At 58.6% G+C, this 19507-nt stretch carries 15 protein-coding genes; 5 read left to right on the top strand and 10 right to left on the bottom strand.

Going from position 1 to position 19507, the window contains the following annotated elements; all coding sequences use genetic code 11:
* Window positions 1-94 precede the first annotated feature (94 nt).
* The gene (locus tag ACP2YO_RS21470; protein ID WP_426442574.1) at window positions 95-1276 is read left to right on the top strand and encodes an ABC transporter substrate-binding protein; all 1182 of its coding nucleotides are present in this window, start codon (window positions 95-97) and stop codon (window positions 1274-1276) included.
* Window positions 1277-1466: 190 nt separating this feature from the next.
* Here the strand turns inward: ACP2YO_RS21470 and ACP2YO_RS21465 are convergent, their stop codons facing one another.
* Both ACP2YO_RS21465 and ACP2YO_RS21460 read right to left on the bottom strand, forming a co-directional pair.
* Entirely contained in the window at window positions 1467-3050 is a 1584-nt protein-coding gene (locus ACP2YO_RS21465) for a tripartite tricarboxylate transporter permease (RefSeq protein ID WP_426442573.1), read from the bottom strand.
* A gap of 1 nt (window position 3051) precedes the next feature.
* Entirely contained in the window at window positions 3052-3531 is a 480-nt protein-coding gene (locus tag ACP2YO_RS21460) for a tripartite tricarboxylate transporter TctB family protein (RefSeq protein ID WP_426442572.1), read from the bottom strand.
* 586 nt (window positions 3532-4117) lie between these two features.
* Here ACP2YO_RS21460 and ACP2YO_RS21455 point away from each other — a divergent pair.
* Both ACP2YO_RS21455 and ACP2YO_RS21450 read left to right on the top strand, forming a co-directional pair.
* Window positions 4118-5224 carry a CaiB/BaiF CoA transferase family protein gene (locus ACP2YO_RS21455; RefSeq protein ID WP_426442571.1) on the top strand — a complete coding sequence of 369 codons (1107 nt, stop codon included), beginning with the start codon at window positions 4118-4120 and terminating at the stop codon, window positions 5222-5224.
* Window positions 5225-5404: 180 nt separating this feature from the next.
* Window positions 5405-6205, top strand: coding sequence for a Bug family tripartite tricarboxylate transporter substrate binding protein (locus tag ACP2YO_RS21450; RefSeq protein ID WP_426442570.1), 801 nt, complete (start codon window positions 5405-5407; stop codon window positions 6203-6205).
* A 48-nt stretch (window positions 6206-6253) separates the two neighbouring features.
* Here ACP2YO_RS21450 and ACP2YO_RS21445 read toward each other — a convergent pair whose 3' ends face one another.
* Window positions 6254-8248 (bottom strand): FAD-dependent oxidoreductase, encoded by a 1995-nt coding sequence (locus ACP2YO_RS21445; RefSeq protein WP_426442569.1) that lies wholly within the window; start codon window positions 8246-8248, stop codon window positions 6254-6256.
* 431 nt (window positions 8249-8679) lie between these two features.
* Here ACP2YO_RS21445 and ACP2YO_RS21440 point away from each other — a divergent pair, with 431 nt between their 5' ends.
* Entirely contained in the window at window positions 8680-9888 is a 1209-nt protein-coding gene (locus ACP2YO_RS21440) for a CaiB/BaiF CoA transferase family protein (protein WP_426442568.1), read from the top strand.
* Window positions 9889-9981: 93 nt separating this feature from the next.
* Here the strand turns inward: ACP2YO_RS21440 and ACP2YO_RS21435 are convergent, their stop codons facing one another.
* Window positions 9982-12231, bottom strand: coding sequence for an acyl-CoA dehydrogenase family protein (locus ACP2YO_RS21435; protein WP_426442567.1), 2250 nt, complete (start codon window positions 12229-12231; stop codon window positions 9982-9984).
* A 197-nt stretch (window positions 12232-12428) separates the two neighbouring features.
* Between ACP2YO_RS21435 and ACP2YO_RS21430 the strand changes: the two genes are divergently transcribed.
* On the top strand, window positions 12429-13664 hold the full coding sequence (locus tag ACP2YO_RS21430) for a CaiB/BaiF CoA transferase family protein (protein ID WP_426442566.1): 1236 nt from the start codon (window positions 12429-12431) through the stop codon (window positions 13662-13664).
* Window positions 13665-13783: 119 nt separating this feature from the next.
* Here the strand turns inward: ACP2YO_RS21430 and ACP2YO_RS21425 are convergent, their stop codons facing one another.
* From ACP2YO_RS21425 to ACP2YO_RS21400, 6 genes are all read right to left on the bottom strand, one after another.
* The gene (locus ACP2YO_RS21425) at window positions 13784-14233 is read right to left on the bottom strand and encodes a FadR/GntR family transcriptional regulator (protein ID WP_426443278.1); all 450 of its coding nucleotides are present in this window, start codon (window positions 14231-14233) and stop codon (window positions 13784-13786) included.
* Between the two features lie 66 nt (window positions 14234-14299).
* A complete protein-coding gene (locus ACP2YO_RS21420) occupies window positions 14300-14623 on the bottom strand; it encodes a FadR/GntR family transcriptional regulator (RefSeq protein WP_426442565.1) in 324 nt (107 codons plus the stop codon).
* Window positions 14624-14855: 232 nt separating this feature from the next.
* Window positions 14856-16139 (bottom strand): MFS transporter, encoded by a 1284-nt coding sequence (locus ACP2YO_RS21415; protein ID WP_426442564.1) that lies wholly within the window; start codon window positions 16137-16139, stop codon window positions 14856-14858.
* A gap of 207 nt (window positions 16140-16346) precedes the next feature.
* Window positions 16347-17015 (bottom strand): MBL fold metallo-hydrolase, encoded by a 669-nt coding sequence (locus ACP2YO_RS21410; RefSeq protein WP_426443277.1) that lies wholly within the window; start codon window positions 17013-17015, stop codon window positions 16347-16349.
* Window positions 17016-17299: 284 nt separating this feature from the next.
* Complete coding sequence (locus ACP2YO_RS21405) at window positions 17300-18196, bottom strand: amidohydrolase family protein (protein ID WP_426442563.1); 897 nt, start codon at window positions 18194-18196, stop codon at window positions 17300-17302.
* Between the two features lie 11 nt (window positions 18197-18207).
* Window positions 18208-19425, bottom strand: a complete 1218-nt coding sequence (locus tag ACP2YO_RS21400; protein ID WP_426442562.1) for an ABC transporter substrate-binding protein — start codon at window positions 19423-19425, stop codon at window positions 18208-18210.
* Window positions 19426-19507 lie beyond the last annotated feature (82 nt).

Raw genomic sequence — 19507 nt, 5'->3', positions numbered from 1 at the left:
GAGGAAGGGAACTGACATGACCCCGCCACGTCGAGCAAGGGAAGATCTCGAATCCCGATCTGCCCCATTCAGATTCTGTACGTTCGCGGCACTGATGATTTTGACCAACACGGTCACAGGGCCCGCGACGGCTGCCGATCCCGGAGTCACGGACACCGAAGTCAAACTCGGGCAAACCATGCCTTACAGCGGTCCAGCCTCCGCCTTTGTGGTGGCGGCGCGCGTCGAGGCCGCCTTTTACCAGATGATCAACGCGAGGGGCGGCGTGAACGGCAGGAAAATCACCCTCATCAGCCTCGATGATGCCTATAGTCCTCCCAAAACGGTCGAACAAACGCGCAGGTTGGTCGAGCAAGACGAGGTATTCGCGATGGTCGGCTCACTCGGTACGCCGACAAACTCGGCCGTCCAGCGCTACCTCAATTCGAAGAAAGTCCCGCAGGTATTTATCAGTACCGGCGCATCAAAATGGAACGACCCCCAACACTTCCCCTACACTCTTGCACTGGCGCCACCGTATCAGCTTGAAGGAGAGACTTTCAGCAAGTACGTCCTGGCAAATAGACCCGATGCGAAAATCGGGATCATGACTCAGAACGATGATGCTGGTCGCGACTATGTTTCTGGAATTCGAAAGGGATTGGGCGAGCGCGCCGCAAGAATGATCGTGCAGATCGTCACTTACGAGAATTCCGACCCTACCGTGGACTCCCAAGTCGTGAAGTTGAAGGCGTCGGGTGCCGACACCTTGTTTTCGGGCGGCACGCCAAGAATTGCTGCCCAAACCATTCGTAAGATCGGAGAACTCGGATGGAAACCCTTCAACTGGATTGTCGCACCTGCAAACTCCATCAAAGCGGTGCTCGAGCCCGCCGGCGTCGAAAATGCGAAGGGCCTCGTGACCACCCTTGCCTACAAATCTCCCGTGGACCCACGTTGGCAAAATGACTCCGATGTCAAGGAATTCCAGCAATTCGTAAAGGATTGGATGCCGCAGGCGGACCTCGGCGACTCGAACCTTGTCGTCGGCTACGTCTCAGCCTACCTGACCACCAAGATCCTCGAATCATGCGGCAAGGATCTCTCGCGCGAAAACTTCATGAAGCAAGTGACGACGCTTTCAAATGTACGAGCGCCCATGCTGCTCCCTGGCATAACCTTGACGACAAGTCCGAACCGCTACGCTCCATTCTCGCAATTACAAATGGCTCGTTTCGATGGCGTAAGCTGGGTACCAGAAGGTCCCGTCATCGCGGCGGACGATCTCAGTCGATGAGGCCCTGTCGGTTATCGACGATAACGCCCAGTCGGAACGCGTTTGCCATGGGGGTTGCGATCACTCAGTGAGCCCCCAGCCACGGAAGATACAACGATCCGTGCCAGATCGCCGCTGGCCGACGAGCTGCGCGCGCCACCGCCAAATGATTGCCGACATCGCCGCGGCAGTGATCTACTGCGTCTCATAGTTATTCCCCCATTGCCGCTCTGCGCTGTTCGGTACTGATATCGGCCGTCGCCCAATCGCTGTCCGCCGCGGCTTCTGGCAACAAGACCCCCATCCGGGCTCGACGAATTACGAAGACAATGCGTATGGTGATCAGGGTAGCCGCGAGTGCCAGGAAAGCCGCACTGATTGGCCGCTCGAGGAAGATCCTCACGTCGCCATGGGACAACAGGAGCGCCCGGCGCAGATTTTCCTCGAAGCGAGTACCAAGGACGAACCCAAGCAGCAGGGGAGCCGGGTGGAAATCAAGCCGCAGCAGAATGTAACCGATGATGCCGATGACTAACGTCTCGCCGACCGGAAAGAAGTCGTTTTGGCTGCTGAAAACGCCGATACAGATAAATAGGAGGCCACTTGGATAAAGATAGCGATACGGAACTGTGAGCAGCCTTACCCATACAGTAATGAGGGGTATGTTCAGGAACAGCAGAATGACGTTGCCAACCCAGAAGCTGGCGATCAGGCCCCAGAAGATATCGGGGTGTTCGCGGACCAGCTGAGGGCCCGGTTGTATCCCCTGGATGATGAGTGCACTGAGGAGCAGGGCCATGACAGCGTCCCCAGGTATGCCAAGGCTCATCGTTGGAATGAAATCTCCTTGCACTGCCGAATGGGTAGAGGCTTCAGGAGCGGCGACTCCTTCGACTGCGCCTGTACCAAACGTCTCAGGATGCCGGGAGATCTTTTTTTCCACGGCGTAGGAAACGAATGACGCGATGGTTGGGCCGGTGCCAGGGATAAGGGCACACAGACTGCCGACGAACGTTCCCCTGAACATCGCGGGAACGGCGCGCCGCAGCTCCTCGCGGGTCGGCCACATGTCGCGCACCCGTACGGTTGTTCCGCCTGCTTTGACAGGCGCAAGATTGTTGATGCTTTTCATGAACTCGGCGATTCCAAACACTCCGAGAGCCAAAGCCACGATGTCGAGACCGTCATAGAGATGATCAATCCCAAACGTGAATCGCTGCTGACCCGTCGTTACGTCGGTTCCGACTAATCCCAGCATCAAGCCGAGCACCGTCATGGCGATGCCTTTGAGTGGCGATCCGCGTGCGAGCGTCGAGCCCGCCAGCAGACCAAGCAGCATCAGTGAACAGATTTCCGCTGGCCCAAACATGAAGGCAATCCTTACCAGAATGGGAGCTAGGAAAATCATCTCGAAGATTCCAAAGGATGCGCCGACAAAGGATGACAGCATAGTTATGCCCAGCGCGGCGCCACCTCTTCCATTGAGCGTCATCGGATATCCGTCGAGACACGTCACGGCGTGCGGCGGATGACATGGAAGATTGAGCAAGATAGAGCAGATCGCTCCGCCATACTGAGAGCCATAGTAGATGCCGGCCAGCATCAGGATTGCAGCTACGGGCTTCATAGCGAAGGTCAGCGGCAACAGGAGCGAGATCGCGGCGAGTGCCCCCATGCCAGGCAAGACTCCAACCAGGTTGCCAAACAGAACGCCCACGAAGCACCACAGGATATTGCCTGGCTGTAGCGCCACTTCGAAGCCGTGCCATAGATCACCAAGCGCGGTAGAGCTCATGTCAATCTCCATTGCCCGGCAGCTGGAAAACCGGCATTTGCACCTGCAACAAATAAGAGAATATCGCGATGGCGAAGACGGTCAGTACGAGGGCCAGCAAGGCTGCCCCCGCAACACTGGACTTTCGGTCTCCGAGCGCCGAGACGAACACGGTGGCAAAAGCCGCCGGAGCCAAACCAAACAGTTTGCCAAAGACGATGAAGGTGACGACGCCCAGGACGATCGCTCCAATGCCGCGCCAGCTCGGGGAAGGTGCCGCCGTTTGCGCGATATCAGGCAACGGTACCGACACGAATGCGCCGATCGCAATCGCAAGGCCAAGCGCCGCCAGCGCGACGCCAAGAATCACGGGAAAAAAACCAGTCCCCATGCGGGTCAGGGTGCCGAGGCCGTAAGTCTGCCCTTCGGCGACGGCGCCGATCGCGACCGCAATCAGGAGGCCGCCGCCCAGCAAGTCTCGCCACGCCTTCAGTTGCCGCATCTATTGTCCCTCCTAAAGGACTTTTGTTCTTGGATTTCACCGCAGCATCATCCGAGCCGTTGTCAATCGGCTGCTCTGCACTCATCGGTCGTCGATTAATCCACCACCGATCTTTGAGGATCGGATAGCCTTTCAGCAGGCGAACTGACGACTAGGTCGCCATCGAGCTGGCGGTCGAGCCACATCGGTCGAGACCGCATCCCGCGCTTGCTGTCGTTCCGCAGGATCCAGCCAGATGCTGTCAACTTGATGATTCCCGGTTGCAGGATTCAGCTCCTACGCGCGACTGAACATGAGTGTTGCTGCGCCGTCCGACTTCTCGATCGAATGTCAGCCAATCCAAGGCTTCTCCTTTTATATAATCAATGGTCCGACCATAACTTCTAACGATCATATGCGTCAAGAATAGCTTATTTAGTCATCTGCATATGGAAATTTCTTGACGTGCACGGGTTCACTCTCACTAATGGTATGAACATTAAAACGCGCGATTGCAGCGGTTCAGACTCGGAAACTTCTCATGGGGCCATTGTCCAGCGTTAAGGTAGTCGAATTTGCGGCACTCGGGCCCGCGCCAATGTGTGGAATGTTGCTTGCCGATCTCGGTGCAAGCGTGCTTCGCATTGAGCGAACTCGGCCAGTCGAGCTCGGCCGCAAGCGCAAGCTGGAACTCAACCTTCTCAACCGCAGCCGGCAGGACGTGGCGCTTGACCTCAAGGATCACACTGCCGTCGATGTCGCGCTCGAGCTCGTGTCGCACGCTGACATCCTGATCGAAGGATTCCGGCCCGGTGTAATGGAACGATTAAGGCTCGGTCCGGACGCATGCCTCGCCCGCAATCCCGCTCTTGTATACGGCCGCATGACCGGCTGGGGACAAGAAGGACCTCTCGCGCAGGCTGCGGGTCATGATCTGAATTACATCGCCCTGACTGGCGCGCTGGATGCTATTGGCCGACCTGGCCAGGCGCCCGCCGTACCTCTAAATCTGGTCGGCGATATGGGCGGCGGCGCGCTCTACCTCGCCGTGGGCGTCCTGGCGGCCCTGCGCGAGGCGCAGCGATCTGGCCGAGGCCAAGTGGTGGACGCCGCCATCGTTGATGGCGTGCTGTCGCTGATGACCATGCAGTTCGGAAGCCTCGCTGAAGCGGCATGGAGTCCGCCGCGTGGGCACTCAACTCAGGACGAAGGCCCGTACTGGTATGACGTCTACCAGTGCGCTGACGGCAAGTGGATCTCGGTAGCAGCGGCTGAGACCCGCTTCTTCGACGAGCTGCTACGCCGGCTTGAGATTCCGGAATCGGCCATCGCATCGGTCCGACGGGACCGCGCGGAGTGGCCGCGCCTACGTTCAACTCTGGCCGAACGTTTCAGAAGCCGGACTCGCGACGAATGGACTGCGCTTCTGGAGGGTACCGACGCCTGTTTTGCGCCGGTGCTGTCGATCGAAGAAGTCGAGCAGCATCGACATATCTCGGCTCGTGGCTCCATTGTGCGCGTTGATGGCGTACCACAACCTGCACCAGCGCCGCGCTTCTCACGCACGCCTTTGCCGCCGCCCCGTCTTCCACATCGCGTGACCAAAGATGAGGCGCTTGCGACGGTCAAAGCATGGATTGGTGCAGATCGATACGCCGAATTGAAGAAAGCCGGCACGCTGGATGCCGTGTACGGAACACCCGAAAGCGCATAGAGGGACGCCATGCGTGGTTTAAAGAAGGTGCTGGCCCTCGCGTTAGCAACAATCGGCTTCGCGCATTCTGGTTCGTCGGCCAACGAAGCCTGGCCCTCGCGACCGATACGGTTTGTCGTGCCGAGCCCGCCTGGGTCGACGTCAGATCTTACCGCGCGGGCGGTCGGACAGCAGCTCACCGTGTCGCTCGGCCAGCCAGTTGTGATCGAGAATCGTCCCGGCGCCAATGGCCAGATCGGCATGTCCACGGCCGCGCGGAGCAAGCCGGACGGCTATTCCTTTGTTGTTGTCAGCGCGTCGACCACGGTTGTCGCTCCCGCTGTGACGAAATCGCTCCCCTATGATGTTCTCAGGGACTTCGCGCCGGTAAGCCTGATCGCGAATACGCGGCTGCTACTCACGGTGGCAAAGGACTCACCATTTCAGTCGATTGCAGACGTCGTCACGAAGGCGAAGGCCCAGCCGGGCACCTATACCTACGGGCAGTCGGCGACGCTGTATCAACTGTCGATGGAGCGCTTCAAACAGCTCGGACACATCGAACTCACACCGATTCCCTACAAGGGGCCCAGCGAGGCTATGAACGATCTGCTGGCTGGCAACATTTCGATGACACCCGATTCTCTGGGATCGGTATCACAGATGGTGCGATCTGGCTTGGTTAGACCACTGTCCGTGTTCAGTGCGACGCGCATGTCGAGCTTGCCCGATGTGCCAACGATGATCGAGCTCGGCTACAAAGACTTTGTCTTCGACGGCTGGATTGGGTTGCTCGCACCCGCGGGCACGCCGCCGTCCACCCTTGACAAGCTCGCGCAGGCTATTCAGGCGGCATTGGCCTCGAACGAAATTCGACGGCTATACGGACAGCTATCGCTCGAGACGACGTCGACCACGCCCGCCGAGTTCGCGGCGATGCTGGCAAAGGAAACGCAGCGGTACGAAGAGATTGCCCGAGCCGCAGGCGTTCCGAAGCAATAGAGTGGACCCGACCCGACGATTCCGCGCGCTGAGCGCAACGTTTGCGTGTCAGATCCGCCGACTGACGTCGTACGATTGCTGAATGGTCGCCAGGATCGTACTGGCGTGTTCGGACACCGCATCATGGGCGTCGCCGACCACATAGGTGTCGAGGCCCAGCTTTTCCGCCACCTCGGCCAGCCCGCGATCAGCGCGACGGTCCGAGGCGAACACAATCGTATCGATCCCGGGCAGCATCTGTGAGCCTTCATCGGTAACCAGCCAGACATCGTCGTTGCCGCCCACCTCGACACTTCGTACATTCTTCATGCGGTGAACAGGCTTCTTCACGAGGCGGTTCAGGAGGTACCAGCGGTCGTGGCCGGCGAGCTTTTCGCCGAAATGCGTGTGCGCTTCGGCGACCCAGACTTCCGCGCCATGCTCGGCCAGCCAATCGGCGGCCAGGATGCCATTCTGGTTGCCGCCGATGACCAAGGTCTTCAAGCCGGTGAAGCTGTCGTCTCGAAGCATGTCATCAAGCATCAGCAACTTGATGTTCGCCGCGTTCATGACGATGTTTATGAGGTGCTGCGGCACCTCGGGTATGCTGCCGGAAGCGACGACGACCGTGTCGGGCTTCATCTGCTCGATGAATGCTTGGTCCACCTCGACCGAGAGGCGCACGTCGACTCCATACTTCTCGAGTTGCCGTATGTACCACGGCAGGATATCTGCGAGCTCCCTTCTAGCTGGTATCTTTGAGGCCAAAAGCAGCTGGCCACCGAACCGCTCGCCACGTTCGCACAGCGTCACCTTGTGACCTGAGAAACCCGTGCACCGGGCAGCCTCCAGCCCGGCGAGACCGCCGCCGATTACGAGGACATGCTTGGGCGCCGACTTCGCTGCGCCCTCGACATCGACAAGATCGAGTTCGCGCGACATGCGTGGATTGACCACGCACGACGTCAGTCCTCCGCGCTGAATATGCTCGTCTGCGCAACCACGGCACTCGCCCAGACACGGCCGTATGTCGTCGAGCCGATCGGCGCGGGTTTTGGCGACGAACTCGGGATCGGCGATGAAGGCACGGCCGAGCACGACGAAGTCCACTTTCTTTTGCGCCACCAGGTCATGAGCCATGTGCGGGCTCTTGATCCGACCGACCGTCGCGACGGGGATCTTAACCATCGGCTTTACCGCCTCGGCCAGTTCGAGATAGCAACCTTGCGGCTCGTACAGGGGCGGTATGGTAAGGCGCGGTGACCCAACGAGGCCCGCCGTGAGCGTGAGGTAGTCCGCGCCGGCCGCCTCAAGCATCGGCGCGAGTTCGCGCGTTTCGGCCAGGGTCCAACCGTCCTTCCCAATGAAGTCGTCTCCATTAAACTTCACTCCCACAGCGAGCCGGCCTCCGACCGCGCCCTTCACCGCCTCAACGACCTCGAGCAGGAGGCGCGCGCGATTTTGCATCGTGCCGCCGTAACGGTCGGTTCGGCGATTGAACAGGGGCGTCATGAAGTTGCTGATCAGGTAGCCATGACCGGCATGGATCTCAACGAAATCGAAGCCGGCACGCTCAGCCATGCGCGCACCGTTGGCGTAGTGTTCAACCACACCTGGTATCTCATCGATGCTGAGCGGGCGATTGTTCTGCTTCCGCGAGGTGCGCCCGGTCTCGCGAGCGTCTCGCACGTTAGAGGAGATACCGGACGGTGAGATCAGCTCAATCGATCCGCCTCCCGTGCCGCCGGGATTGAAAAGTTGCGTGCCAAACCGCGTGTCATAACGATGAACCGCCTCTACCAGACGAGTGAGCGAAGGCAGAATTCCTTCGTCGAACAGGCGAATCCCTCGCCGCAATGGGTTCGGCACCACTGCGGTTGCTCCGATTGCCATCATGCCCGGGGCCGTCCGTGCACGCTCGGTGTAGTACGCGATAATCTGGTCGGTAATCTCCAGATTCTCGTCAACCTTTGGTCCGGCCGACATAGCCGACATCATGATGCGATTTGACACCGTCATCGGGCCGATCTGTAACGGCTCGAAAAGCTTCGACAGTTGGCTCATTCTTTCCACCATTAAGGCCGCGGTCTGTCCTGGGTCGCGTGCCGTTGGACCACCGCCCTCGGCGCCTTCATCTGCCGCCTTGGCATTGGAAAGCGCAGTAAGCGCGGCCCAGCTCGGACATGACGATTACCGCGTCAAGTTATTTGGTCTGACCATTATAGTCAATACGCGCGGATGCCGGGCGATTGCGCTAATGCGACCGCGACGTCGGTCGCTTGCGCACCGCAGGCATCCGCGCTGCGTGCGCTTCACTACGTTTTGCCCGCACGTCGCCGGATCGCGTTATTTCGTCTCATCACGAGCCCTGGTCGGCCGCGATTCTTTCCGTGTTCGCACGACAAGCCACTGGAAATAAGCTCATCGCTCCGCCTATATTGGTCGGACCTTTGTAATGCACGGCCGTGCACACGGCAGCGAGAGGAGTTGCGGCGATGAATTCTGGTGTAAAGCCGCTGAGCGGCATCCGAGTGCTGGACTTCACCAGCATGATTGCCGGCCCCTATTGTTCGCGATTGCTCGCCGACTCCGGCGCGGAAGTTCTTAAGCTTGAAGGCCTCTCCGGCGACCACATGCGCGCAGGGAAGCCGCTGCGTGACGGTCACAGCACGTATTTTGGACATCTCAATTGCGGCAAGCGGAGCCTCGCGGTCGATCTTAAGTCGGCGGAGGGACGATCCATCGCCGTCGATCTGGCCGCCCAAAGCGACGTCGTTCTCGAGAATTATCGTCCGAGCGTGATGAAGCGGCTCGGATTGGACTATGCATCACTCGCGAGCACTCACCCCGACCTCATTTATTGCGCAATCTCCGGCTTCGGGCAGACGGGACCTCGATCGGGGCAACCCGCGTATGCCCCCATTGTCCATGCTGCCAGCGGCTTCGATCACGCCCACTTTGGGTACCAAGACGGGGTCGATCGGCCGGCAAAAACGGGGATTTTCGTGGCCGACGTATTGGCAGCAGTGTACGCGTTCAGCGCCATTCAGACGGCGCTGGTGGGCCGCTTGCGATACGGTAGCGGTCAGTTCATCGACGTGGCGCTCATGGATTCGATGATCAATCTGTTGGTATACGAATGTCAGGAAGCGCAATTTCCAAGCGCCACGCGGCGGCACCTCTATGTTCCGCTGAGGGCCAAGGACGGCTTCGTGATCGTGGCGCCGGTCAATCCGCGCAATTTCGAGCAGATGGCGGACGCCACTGGAAATCCGGCCTGGAAGTCCGATCCACGCTTCAAGACCGGTGAGGCTCGCAGCGCCCACTGGAGCGAATTAATGGACGAGGTCGAGGCATGGACCCGCGTTCGATCCGCGCGCGAATGTGAGAATACGTTGATGGCAGCAGGAGTGCCGTGCTCCAGATATCTCACCGTGGCCGACGCGATCGCCGACCCTCAAGTCACATCGCGGGGCACGATGGCCACCGTGGAAGATGGGGCGGGCACGTTCCTGGTGCCCAATCCCCCGTTCAAGTTTTCAGACGGCTCGGTCACGGCGCAACGCCGCGTGCCAACGCTCGGCGAAGACACGCGAGCAGTATTGCAGGATATTTTGAAGATGAGCCCCATGAAGATCGACACCCTCGTCTCCAACGGAGTGGTCTGGCAATTCAACGCGGCGGTGGGCCAGACTGCCTCCTAATCGAAGACTGCGCTGCGCTGGCTGCCAGCACTGTCGGGCGCCGCCCGCCGCGCGTCACACCGTCGACGCCGCGACCATCTCTCCTTCCTGTCGTCAGCGCGGCAACCCCAGACCGTGGGTCGCAATGAGGTTGCGCTGTATCTCGTTCGTTCCGATCGAGATCACCCACATCAGCGAGTGACGCAACTGCTGATCAAGGCGCCCGCGCAAGATTGCGCCATGACTGTCCTTCGACAGGGCCGCCTCCGTGCCCAGTGTTTCCTGGATGGCCTCGTAGAAACGTTCGGTCGTTTCGCCCGCGTGGACCTTTGCGATTGCCCCCAGGTCATGCGGGGTTTCCCCGTTTCCTGCCATGATCGCGCAATGCAGGGCCAGTTGCCTGCCAAGCTCGATCTGGGCCGCAAAGGAGCCAATCATATCCCTCACCGTCTGATCCTTGCTCAGAGGCCCGCCGGTCGATTGCGTATTCCTGATGTAGTCGCAGGCGATCTCGAACGACCGCATCAGCTTCGCAATAAGATTGGCGCCAACGATGCCTCGCTCCGTACCGAGCGAGCCGGTCAGCACTTCCCATCCACCATTCAACTTTCCAACCATACACTCTGCCGGTACTCTAACGTCGTCCAGGAACGTGTTGATGAACTCCCCGTCGTACATCGTCTTTACGGGCCTGATCGTGACTCCCTTGATTCCAGTGGGGATGCAAAACATGCTGATGCCGGCGTGCGGCGGATTGGCCTCGGTGTCCGTCTTGGCGGCGAGCCACATGTAGTCGCCCCAGTAGCTCGTCGTCCAGATCTTCTGGCCATTGATGACCCACTCGTCTCCATCCTTCACCGCCCGTGTGCGCATCGAGGCGAGATCCGAACCGGAATTCGGCTCGCTATACCACATTCCGTAGATCGCATCGCCGCACAGAATCTCCGGCAAATATTTCTTCTTCTGTTCGTCGGTACCGAACAGCATCCAGGATGTCGCCTGGATGGGGGCACCTACCCGCGGCGCTTCGTGACGAGCGAGTTCTTCAACGAAGGCAAGATTTTCCAACGGGGAGCGTTCCTGCCCACCATGCTCCTTCGGCCAGTTGAGACCAATCCATCCCGTCTTGCCGAGATCACGCGCGAATTCAGCATGATACTCCCGGTGCGCATTGGGACGTCCTCGCATCTCCTCCTGGCGCTCGGAAGTCCAATGCGATTTCAGCCACGACCTCACCTCCTCACGGAATTCATTCGCTTCCGGGCCAAGGTCGTACTCCGGAAGCGAATTGCCTTCATCCAGGATGAAGGCGGCCAATTCTTCCCGCGCTCGCCTGACGCCGCCGTGCCGCAGGACGTCTTGGTGCACCCGCTTGAAGTGACGGGGTGCCTCGTGGTCTTCCGCATATCCAATCGCACCGAATGCATGATGGGTTTCTAGAGCGGCTTGTCTCAGTGCGGGACTAGCGGCCGCGCAAGCTGCGGCTGCGAAGACCCGCCAGGCCGCTACACCCTTGTCGTAGTTCTGACCGGCATTCTTAATGGCGAGTCCAACGCCGAGGAGCGAGATCCGGCAATTCGCGAGCTTATGCTGAATTGCCTGGAATTTTCCGATCGGCCGACCGAACTGCTTACGCTCCTTTGCGTATGCCACAACGAGCTCAAATGCCCTGTCGGCGGCTCCAAATGCACGAGCTGAGAGGGCGAGCCGCGCAACACGACAGAGATCAACCAAGGAGGACGGGTCAACCTGCAGCGTCGTCAGCGGCAACACTCGGTCGAAAGTGACCGTCGCCAATCCCTCGCCGCCCAACACCCGCGTGGGAATAGCGGATACGCCGGCAGCCTTCGCCTCGACAATCGCCACGCTGTCAGCCGATGTCGTCAGAATAAAGTGCGTCGCACAATGCGCGACGTCGAGGTATCTAACTTCTCCGGAGACGCGCCCATCCTTGAAGGTATAGGCACACGCGGTCCTGTCCCCATCCAGCGGTCCGAAGGCAATTGCGGTGAGCGCTCGTCCGGAGTGTAGTTCTTCCAATAGATTTACGACAAGCTGATTGCCAACCTTGTAGCGGTCGAAGAGGATGTTTGCCAGCGAGGCGGCAAGCATCGGGGCGGGACAGGCCGCCCGGCCCAATTCCTCCTGCACAATCAGGATCTCGCTGAGGCCGCCCTGTCGGGGATCATTTCCGAGTTCTGCCAAACCCTGAGCTGCAAGCTGATCGGAAATTTTCCGAATCTGATCGGGCTCCATCCCCCTTTGCACCGCTCCCTGCTCAGGCCAATGGCTAAGCAGAAAGTTCCGAACCGAATCACGGAGCAGTCGACGATCTTCTTCGGTAGGCAAATGATATTCGAGCATAAGCGTATCCATCCTTTGGTCTGACCATTATATTCATTCGATCCGCCTCTCGTCAAGGCCGACTTGCGCAAAAGCCTCCACTGCGACCGGCTCAGCGTCGGCCTTGGGAATGAAACTTGGGAAAGGCTTTTATGGTTGCCTTTATTGGTCAGACCTATTAGAGCGTACCTCATAAAATAAGTAGGAACGCCCAGCACATGACAGCACCGCAGCAGACGACCGTGACGCCGATCCAGTTCGATAGTGACGATAAGGATCACTTACACGAGCCGCTGGCGGGCGTCCGGGTGATCGATTTCACGATGATTATGTCTGGACCAATGTGCACGAGGGCGCTCGCCGACGCAGGGGCCGATGTGATCAAGGTGGAACCACCTTCGGAAGATACAATGCGCCGGCGCGCCCCTTACCGATCCGATATCAGCACATATTTCGCCTCGATGAATTGCGGCAAGCGCAGCATCGTACTTGATCTAGCGACCGATGAAGGACGGCAAGCTGCCCTACACTTGGCGGACAATGCGGACGTTTTAGTTGAAAACTTCCGCCCAGGAGTCATGAAACGGCTCGGACTGGATTTCGACACGCTGTCCAGAAGGAATTCTCGACTAATCTACTGCTCGATCTCCGGCTTCGGCCAGTCCGGCCCACGTTCGCATTGGCCAGCGTATGCGCCAGTGATCCATGCGGCGTCTGGATTGGACATGGCCAACATGGAGTATCAGAGAAACGCGGAGCGCCCTCCAAACAACGGAATATTCATAGCCGATGTCCTCGCTGCGGCGCATGCGACCAGCGCAATCAATTTGGCGCTCTATGATCGCGAGAAGACTGGAAACGGACAACAAATCGACCTTTCGCTGATGGATTGCGTTATGGGAATGCTCATCTACGAAATCCAAGCCGCGCAGAATCCCTCGGGGAAGGCACGTCAGGTCTACCAACCGGTGCGGTCCAAGGACGGCTTTGTGATGGTTGCCGCCGTCACTCCGAAAAATCTAGCGGCTCTCTTCGAGGCCATCGACTTTCCTGAGGGAAAGACGGATGCGAGGTTTGCCACTGTTGAAGCCAAAGAGCAAAACTGGATCGCACTGCTTGACATCATCGAAGGTTGGACTGCGCAACGGTCCGGCGCCGAATGCGAAGACCTGCTGATGCGTGCGGGAGTTCCGTGCGCTATGTACCGGACGGTTGTCGAAGCGATGGCCGATCCACAGTCCGAGCACCGCAGATCCTTCGAACGGGTCGGGACTTCCCAGGAACCATTTTTGGTCGCCAATCCACCCTATAAGTTATCGCGAAGCCTGGTACGAGCCCGGCAGCGGTTGCCGCAACTCGGAGAACACACCAGCGAAGTTCTTTCGGAGGTACTTGGTGAGCGACACGAGGACGCTGAAGGACTTCAGCAATCGGGAGCTACAGTCAGACGATAATATTCTCTTCGCGCGTCGTCCACGGATTGTAGACCTCCGCGCGACGCAGTTTCCTCGATCGCCAACATTGATGATCTCCCAGACCTGCATGACGTCGAGCAGTGCGGCGACACGGGTCATCACGTTCTTGTTGCGCGAGGTGCCGGGCGCGACCGGACTCTCGCGCGCTTTTCTGGCGGCTTCCCGGGGTGCAGCGGAGCTCTGTTCAACTGCTGATGAACTGAGATGAGGTGCGCCTTCAACTCCGCTGCAGCACCGACCGCGTCGCGCGCGTGAAGCTTCGCCATGAAGGCTCGCCGGGCCTGTACGAGATTGGCGTTCGGTCTTGTCACACCGGTCGAGTGCAGTATCCGCAACACGCTTAACAATATCTTCGTCATAGCGTCCACGGTAATCGACAGTACCGGATTATGAGCTGCCGCGGCCAACAATTCATAAAACTGCATCGAGACGTTGAGACGCTCGGAGAATTTCTTTTCTATCGTCAGCTGCTCTTCCAGATCGATGCACTTATCAAGCGCGGCAAGGTCCGCGGGTGTTGCTCGCTCGCACGCAAGCCGTATGATCAACTCTTGAACTATGATGCGAGCCTCGGTCAAATTCTCAAGCGAGATCGACCCGAGATAGAGGAGATCCTAAATCACCTGTGTGACCCGGCTCGGATCGCCCTGCCGTATGAAGGCCCCCCCATGGGCACCCTTCTTCAGGGTGAGAATTCCCGCTGCCTCGAGCGTGCGCAACGCTTCTCTGAGCGCGCTGCGTCCAACGCCAAACTGCTCAGCTAGCTGACGTTCGGCCGGAAGCTTGTCTCCGGGCTTGAGAGAGCCGTCTGCCAGCAAGTCGCGGACCTTCTGACAAATCGTATCGAACGCGCGGGATGGTAGATCGACCTTGATAGGAAGGACCGAGGGCAACCTTGGAGGACGGCTGGGATTTTGCTTGGCTTTGCTGGCTTTCATGGCGATGCTTCGAAGGGTCCTGTCCGGCGATAAATCTCGATATTTCAGTGATCGGGCTAGTTCCGAATGTCAACAGCCCCCTGTCTCGGTGTTAGCGCCGCCCTTGGGTCCGATCTTTGGATCGCGGGGACCGAGCGGCTCCAGTTGGCCTCCCGAGCATGTCGCTCGGGACCAGGCGTCCGTCCGACGCGGAATTCGACTGTAGATCAAAACCGCCGCCGATCCGTTGCGACTAGCGTCCTGGCGCCAATGTCGAGCGCAGGACACTGATAATCGCCGCCAAGACGGCCGCAGCACCCGCGAGCTTGAGACCCAGCGGGGATCCGGCAGAGCCGCAAATGGACAGGATTACCGCCGCCACAGCTGCGCCAACCGTCTGTCCCAGGAGCCTCGCTGTCGCCAACAGACCCCCTGCACTACCGACTCGCTCCGCCGGCGCCGCTCCGATGATCAAGGTGTTGTTCGGCAGTTGAAATAAGCCGAAGCCTAAGCCGGCCAACCCCAAGCGCCACACTATGTTCAGATAGCTCGATGTTGGGACTAGATACCCTGTCAAGACGAGGCCGGAAGCCATCGTTAACAGTCCGCAGCCGGCAATGAGCGAGAGGTTACCGCGGCTACACAATCTCGCTGCTATTGGCGTCATCACGACGGTCGCCAAAGGCCACGGAGTCATAAGCAATCCTGTTTCGACCACGGACAAACCGAGTTGCACTTGAAGAAGGAACGGCAAGGATACGAAAGCCAACATCTGCGCGGCAAAGCAGCAAGCCGAAGCTCCGATCGACGTGGAAAAAAGCGGTCGCCTGAGCAGATCGAAAGGCAAGAGCGGGACATCAAGGAATCGCTGCCGCCAGACCAGGCACGCTCCCACGACGATACCCACCAGCTCGCACGATCCAAACAGGAGAATGTCCCTGGAAATCAGGTCGACGCCCAGGACGATTGCTCCCAAACTGAGTCCATACAGGACAGCGCTCAACAGATCGAATTTGTGACCTCCTCGTGGCGACCCTGGAAGGGTTCGCCATCCGATGAGAAAGGCGGATGCTCCCAGGAGGCCGATCGAGAACAGCCAACGCCATTCGACGAAGGCCAGCATCGCGCTTGCCAAGGGAGGTCCCGCCGCCGATGCCAACGCGACCACGGCCGCCACGCTCCCCATCCCTCGTGGGAGCATCGGAGCTGGATAAATGAATCGAATCAGAGCCGAGCTGGTCCCCATCATCGCGGCGGCTCCGATTCCCTGGATGCCCCTGGAAAGTACGAGAACGCTTAAGCTGGGTGCGAATACGCATCCTAGCGACGCCGCGAGAAAGATAGCCATTCCGAAAAGGAATACGCGCCGGTATGTGAACAACTCTCCCAAAGCCGAGAGCGGCAGCAGCGTCACTGTCGCTGCGAACTGATAGCTCCCGACGACCCAGGTGACTGAAGAGGGACCGACCTGAAAGCTGCGAGCGATGACCGGAAGTGCGACGTTCGCGAGGGAAGTGGCCAAAACAGCCAAGCCCATGGAAAGGCAGGTTGCCGTACTCGCCCAGTATCGCTGCGGACTCGGCAAGCCGTCTCGAGCAGGGCACAACACCGGACGACTCTCCTTGCGAGCCCTACGACCGTCGGCGTAACTCTCGCCTCGGAGGACGCCTGAGCAGTTGTCGACAACGCTCGTAGCAAGGACCGGCCTCTACCGGCAGAGCCAGGACAGGCTGCGATGCCCCCATTAGAACCGGATGAAATCCGGCATGAATGTGCCGGCAGATGCTTTCACATAAGTGCCGTGTGGGTTTGCGAAATGTTGAGGCAGCAGGAGAACGTCGTTCTCCGCGCAATACTCCAGAACTTCGCGGCGGGTATCGCGAGCCTGACTTGGATCGTAGCAGACCCTGGTCCGCCAATGCCAAAGCGGAATTTGCAGTGGATGATGCAGAACATCGCCGCAGAACAGAGCTCGCTGTTCCTTCGAATTCACGTCCAAGCACACATGACCTGGGGTATGACCGGGACTTGGACGTAGTACGAGACCCGGTCCAATCTCCTCGGCGCCTTCGACGAAGTGCGCCATACCGCACTCGATAACCGGCAAGACGCTATCGTTATAGGTGTTTCGCGTAAGAGGCTTGGTAGCTGGATCACTCGCGGCGGCAGCATAATATTCGTTATCGACGCGAGACATCAGGTACTTCGCATTCGGAAACGTCGGCACCCATCGGCCATTCTCCAGTTTCGTGTTCCAGCCGACATGATCCACATGCAGGTGCGTGCACAGAACAATATCGATGTCCTCGGGTTTCACGCCGGCCTCTGACAGTCGTTCCAGATAAGGCGTATTCAGCATGTCGAACATCGGAAAATCAGGACGCGATTTGTGATTTCCCGTGCAGCTATCCACGAGAATGGTGTGCTTCGACGTCTTTAGCACCCAGCTGTGGATGCATGAAATTGGACGACCGGCGGTTCGATCGTAAAAGCGCGGAGCCAGCCAATCCAAATGCGGCTCCAGTTCCTCCGCGCTATAATCGAGATATCAATCGTGGGGTGGCGAGACCAGGTGACACATCTCCTCCACCCTTGTGACCTGCAGCTCGCCGATGGCGTGATGCTTGACGTCGATCTTCGAGGACATGCCGTTTCCTTTCCACACCCTGCGGCGCTCAATCGAACGCAGGCCTTCCTTCACGCTGACGCCGAGAAGCCGAATAGCTTCGCAGGATTATCGACGAAGATTTTTCTCAGAATGTGCTCGTCCCCGTCGGCATATCGCATCCCCAGATCCAACAGCTCGCCGTCATCCTTGAGCTTCTCGCTCACCGGAATCATGGGGTGAGGCCAGTCAGAGCCCCATATCATTCGGTCTGGTGCTTTCGAGATGAGCTCCCGCGCAAGCGCAACCGAGTCGTCCCATGGCTTTCCTTTGACCGAGCGCCGATCACCGTTTGAAAGCATGATCCAGCAGTTATCGAGTTCAACGAGCTCGAGGAGCAGCGGAAGAACGTCGATGGTCGACGACGGGGGCAAGTCACGCCCGCCCATGTGGTCAACGACGAACCTGACCTGCAGACGCTTCAATAGCGGCATCAGAGTAACCAACGCGCCAGGCGTCGTATTTATCTTGGCGTGCCATCCTCTCTCTTTGACTCGCTGAACAGCCTTTTCGAACGAGCTGTCACTCGGCATCAAATTCAGGCGGCGATGGAAATTGAATCGTGCCGCACGCACCCCGGCCAAGTGCATTCGATCCAGATCGGAATCGGCAGTTGAGTCGTCAATGATCGCGGTTCCTCTGTAATTCGCGCCGGCTATTTTCAATGCGTCGAGCAGGCACGAATTATCGGCACCATAGACGGTGCTTTGCACGATCATTCCTCGCCGAAAACCAAGAAGCTTGTGCATCTCCAGGGCTACGGAGAGCGTGGCCAGTGGCATCGAATAGGCTGCATTCGGCCTGATCGGATATTGATCCGTTGGACCGAACACGTGGAATTGGGCATCACAGCTTGAGCTCGGCAACTTGCCTCTGGGAGCTCGTACAACGCTCCCAAGCGAATGATATTGATCTGCACCCACCTCCATTCCTCGCGCCACTACTGTTCCTGCCGGGACACAACGTCGCTGACAAATTCCCAGCTGACTCCATTGAACCTGCCCAGGCGAGCCTGCTTCATGGCCACCCGATCGGTTGGCGATACGTTGATTACGAGCCCTGGAATGAACATCGGCAGTTGATAGCCTTTGATGTTGGTCGCGACCGACAGAAGGTTCTCGCGGGTCAAATTGTCGCCGCACCTCCTCAGGATTTCGACCATCGTCTGAGCGACCGAATAACCCATCACAGCGAGCGACTCGGTCGAGGGCTCGTTTGGTGCCCATTCCTTCATGAATGCGAGATAATCCTTCGTTGCTTGATCATCGGCCCACATCGGATCGTCCGGGTTCTTGATATAGAGAGTGGCGAGCACTCCTTTCGACGCATCCAGACCTGCCGGCTGCAGTACCGCTCGCGCAGACGATGATGCGCCAGTGATGATGCGTTCGACGCTCCAACCGAGCTCGCTGATCTTCCTCAACGTCTGGGCGGCGAACTTCGGGGCGGCGGCGATGTAGATCGTATCGATGTTGGCTGCCTTCAGCACAAGCAGTTGCGAATCCACGGTGGGGTTGGACAACTGATAACTCTCTTCTTTCACGATCATCTTCGAAGCGGCTTCGCCCGAGGCCGCTTTGAGCCCGGTCAGATAGCCCTTGCCGAAATCGTCGTTTTGATAGAGCACCCCGATCCGGGCTTGAGGCTTCTCAGTGAGCAGCCATTGGCCCAGGAGACGACCCTCAACTTCTTGTGGCAGGTAGAAGACCGTCGTCCACGGATAAGTGTGAGGATCCATAAGCTTTGGCGACCCGCTTGCGCTCAGAAGCTGAGGAACCTTGTTGTTATTGAGGTACTTCGCGACAGCAAGATTGCTCGGCGTTCCCATGATGCCCATCAGCGCGAGGACGTTGTCCTGGTCCACGAGCTTGCGAACCTGCTCGACGGCTTTTGCGGGGCTATAGGCGTCATCGAGAGAGATAAATGTTATCTTGCGCCCGTTGACGCCTCCAGCGGCATTGATCTTGTTGATGTACGCGGCCTCGACCTTGCCGATCATTCCGTAACTTGAAGCCGGACCGCTGTATGTGTTTGTTTGGCCGATCTTTATTTCGGTATCGCTTACACCAGGACCATAACTCTTTTGAGCTGAAGCCGGCGCGCCACAGCAGATCAAGCCAAGGCAGCACACAATCGCTCTGAAGCTGGCGACGTTCATCGTTTCCTCCTGTTGACCAGTTCGGAGGGAGCTCCCGACCAGCCCGTTTTATTCACGTCGACCTGCCCTCCCCATGCGGAGC

It is taken from the genome of Bradyrhizobium genosp. P, from assembly GCF_049949265.1.
Lineage (GTDB): Bacteria > Pseudomonadota > Alphaproteobacteria > Rhizobiales > Xanthobacteraceae > Bradyrhizobium.
The sequence above is the reverse complement of the archived record's forward strand: the minus strand, read 5'-3'. Positions and strand labels throughout refer to the sequence as shown.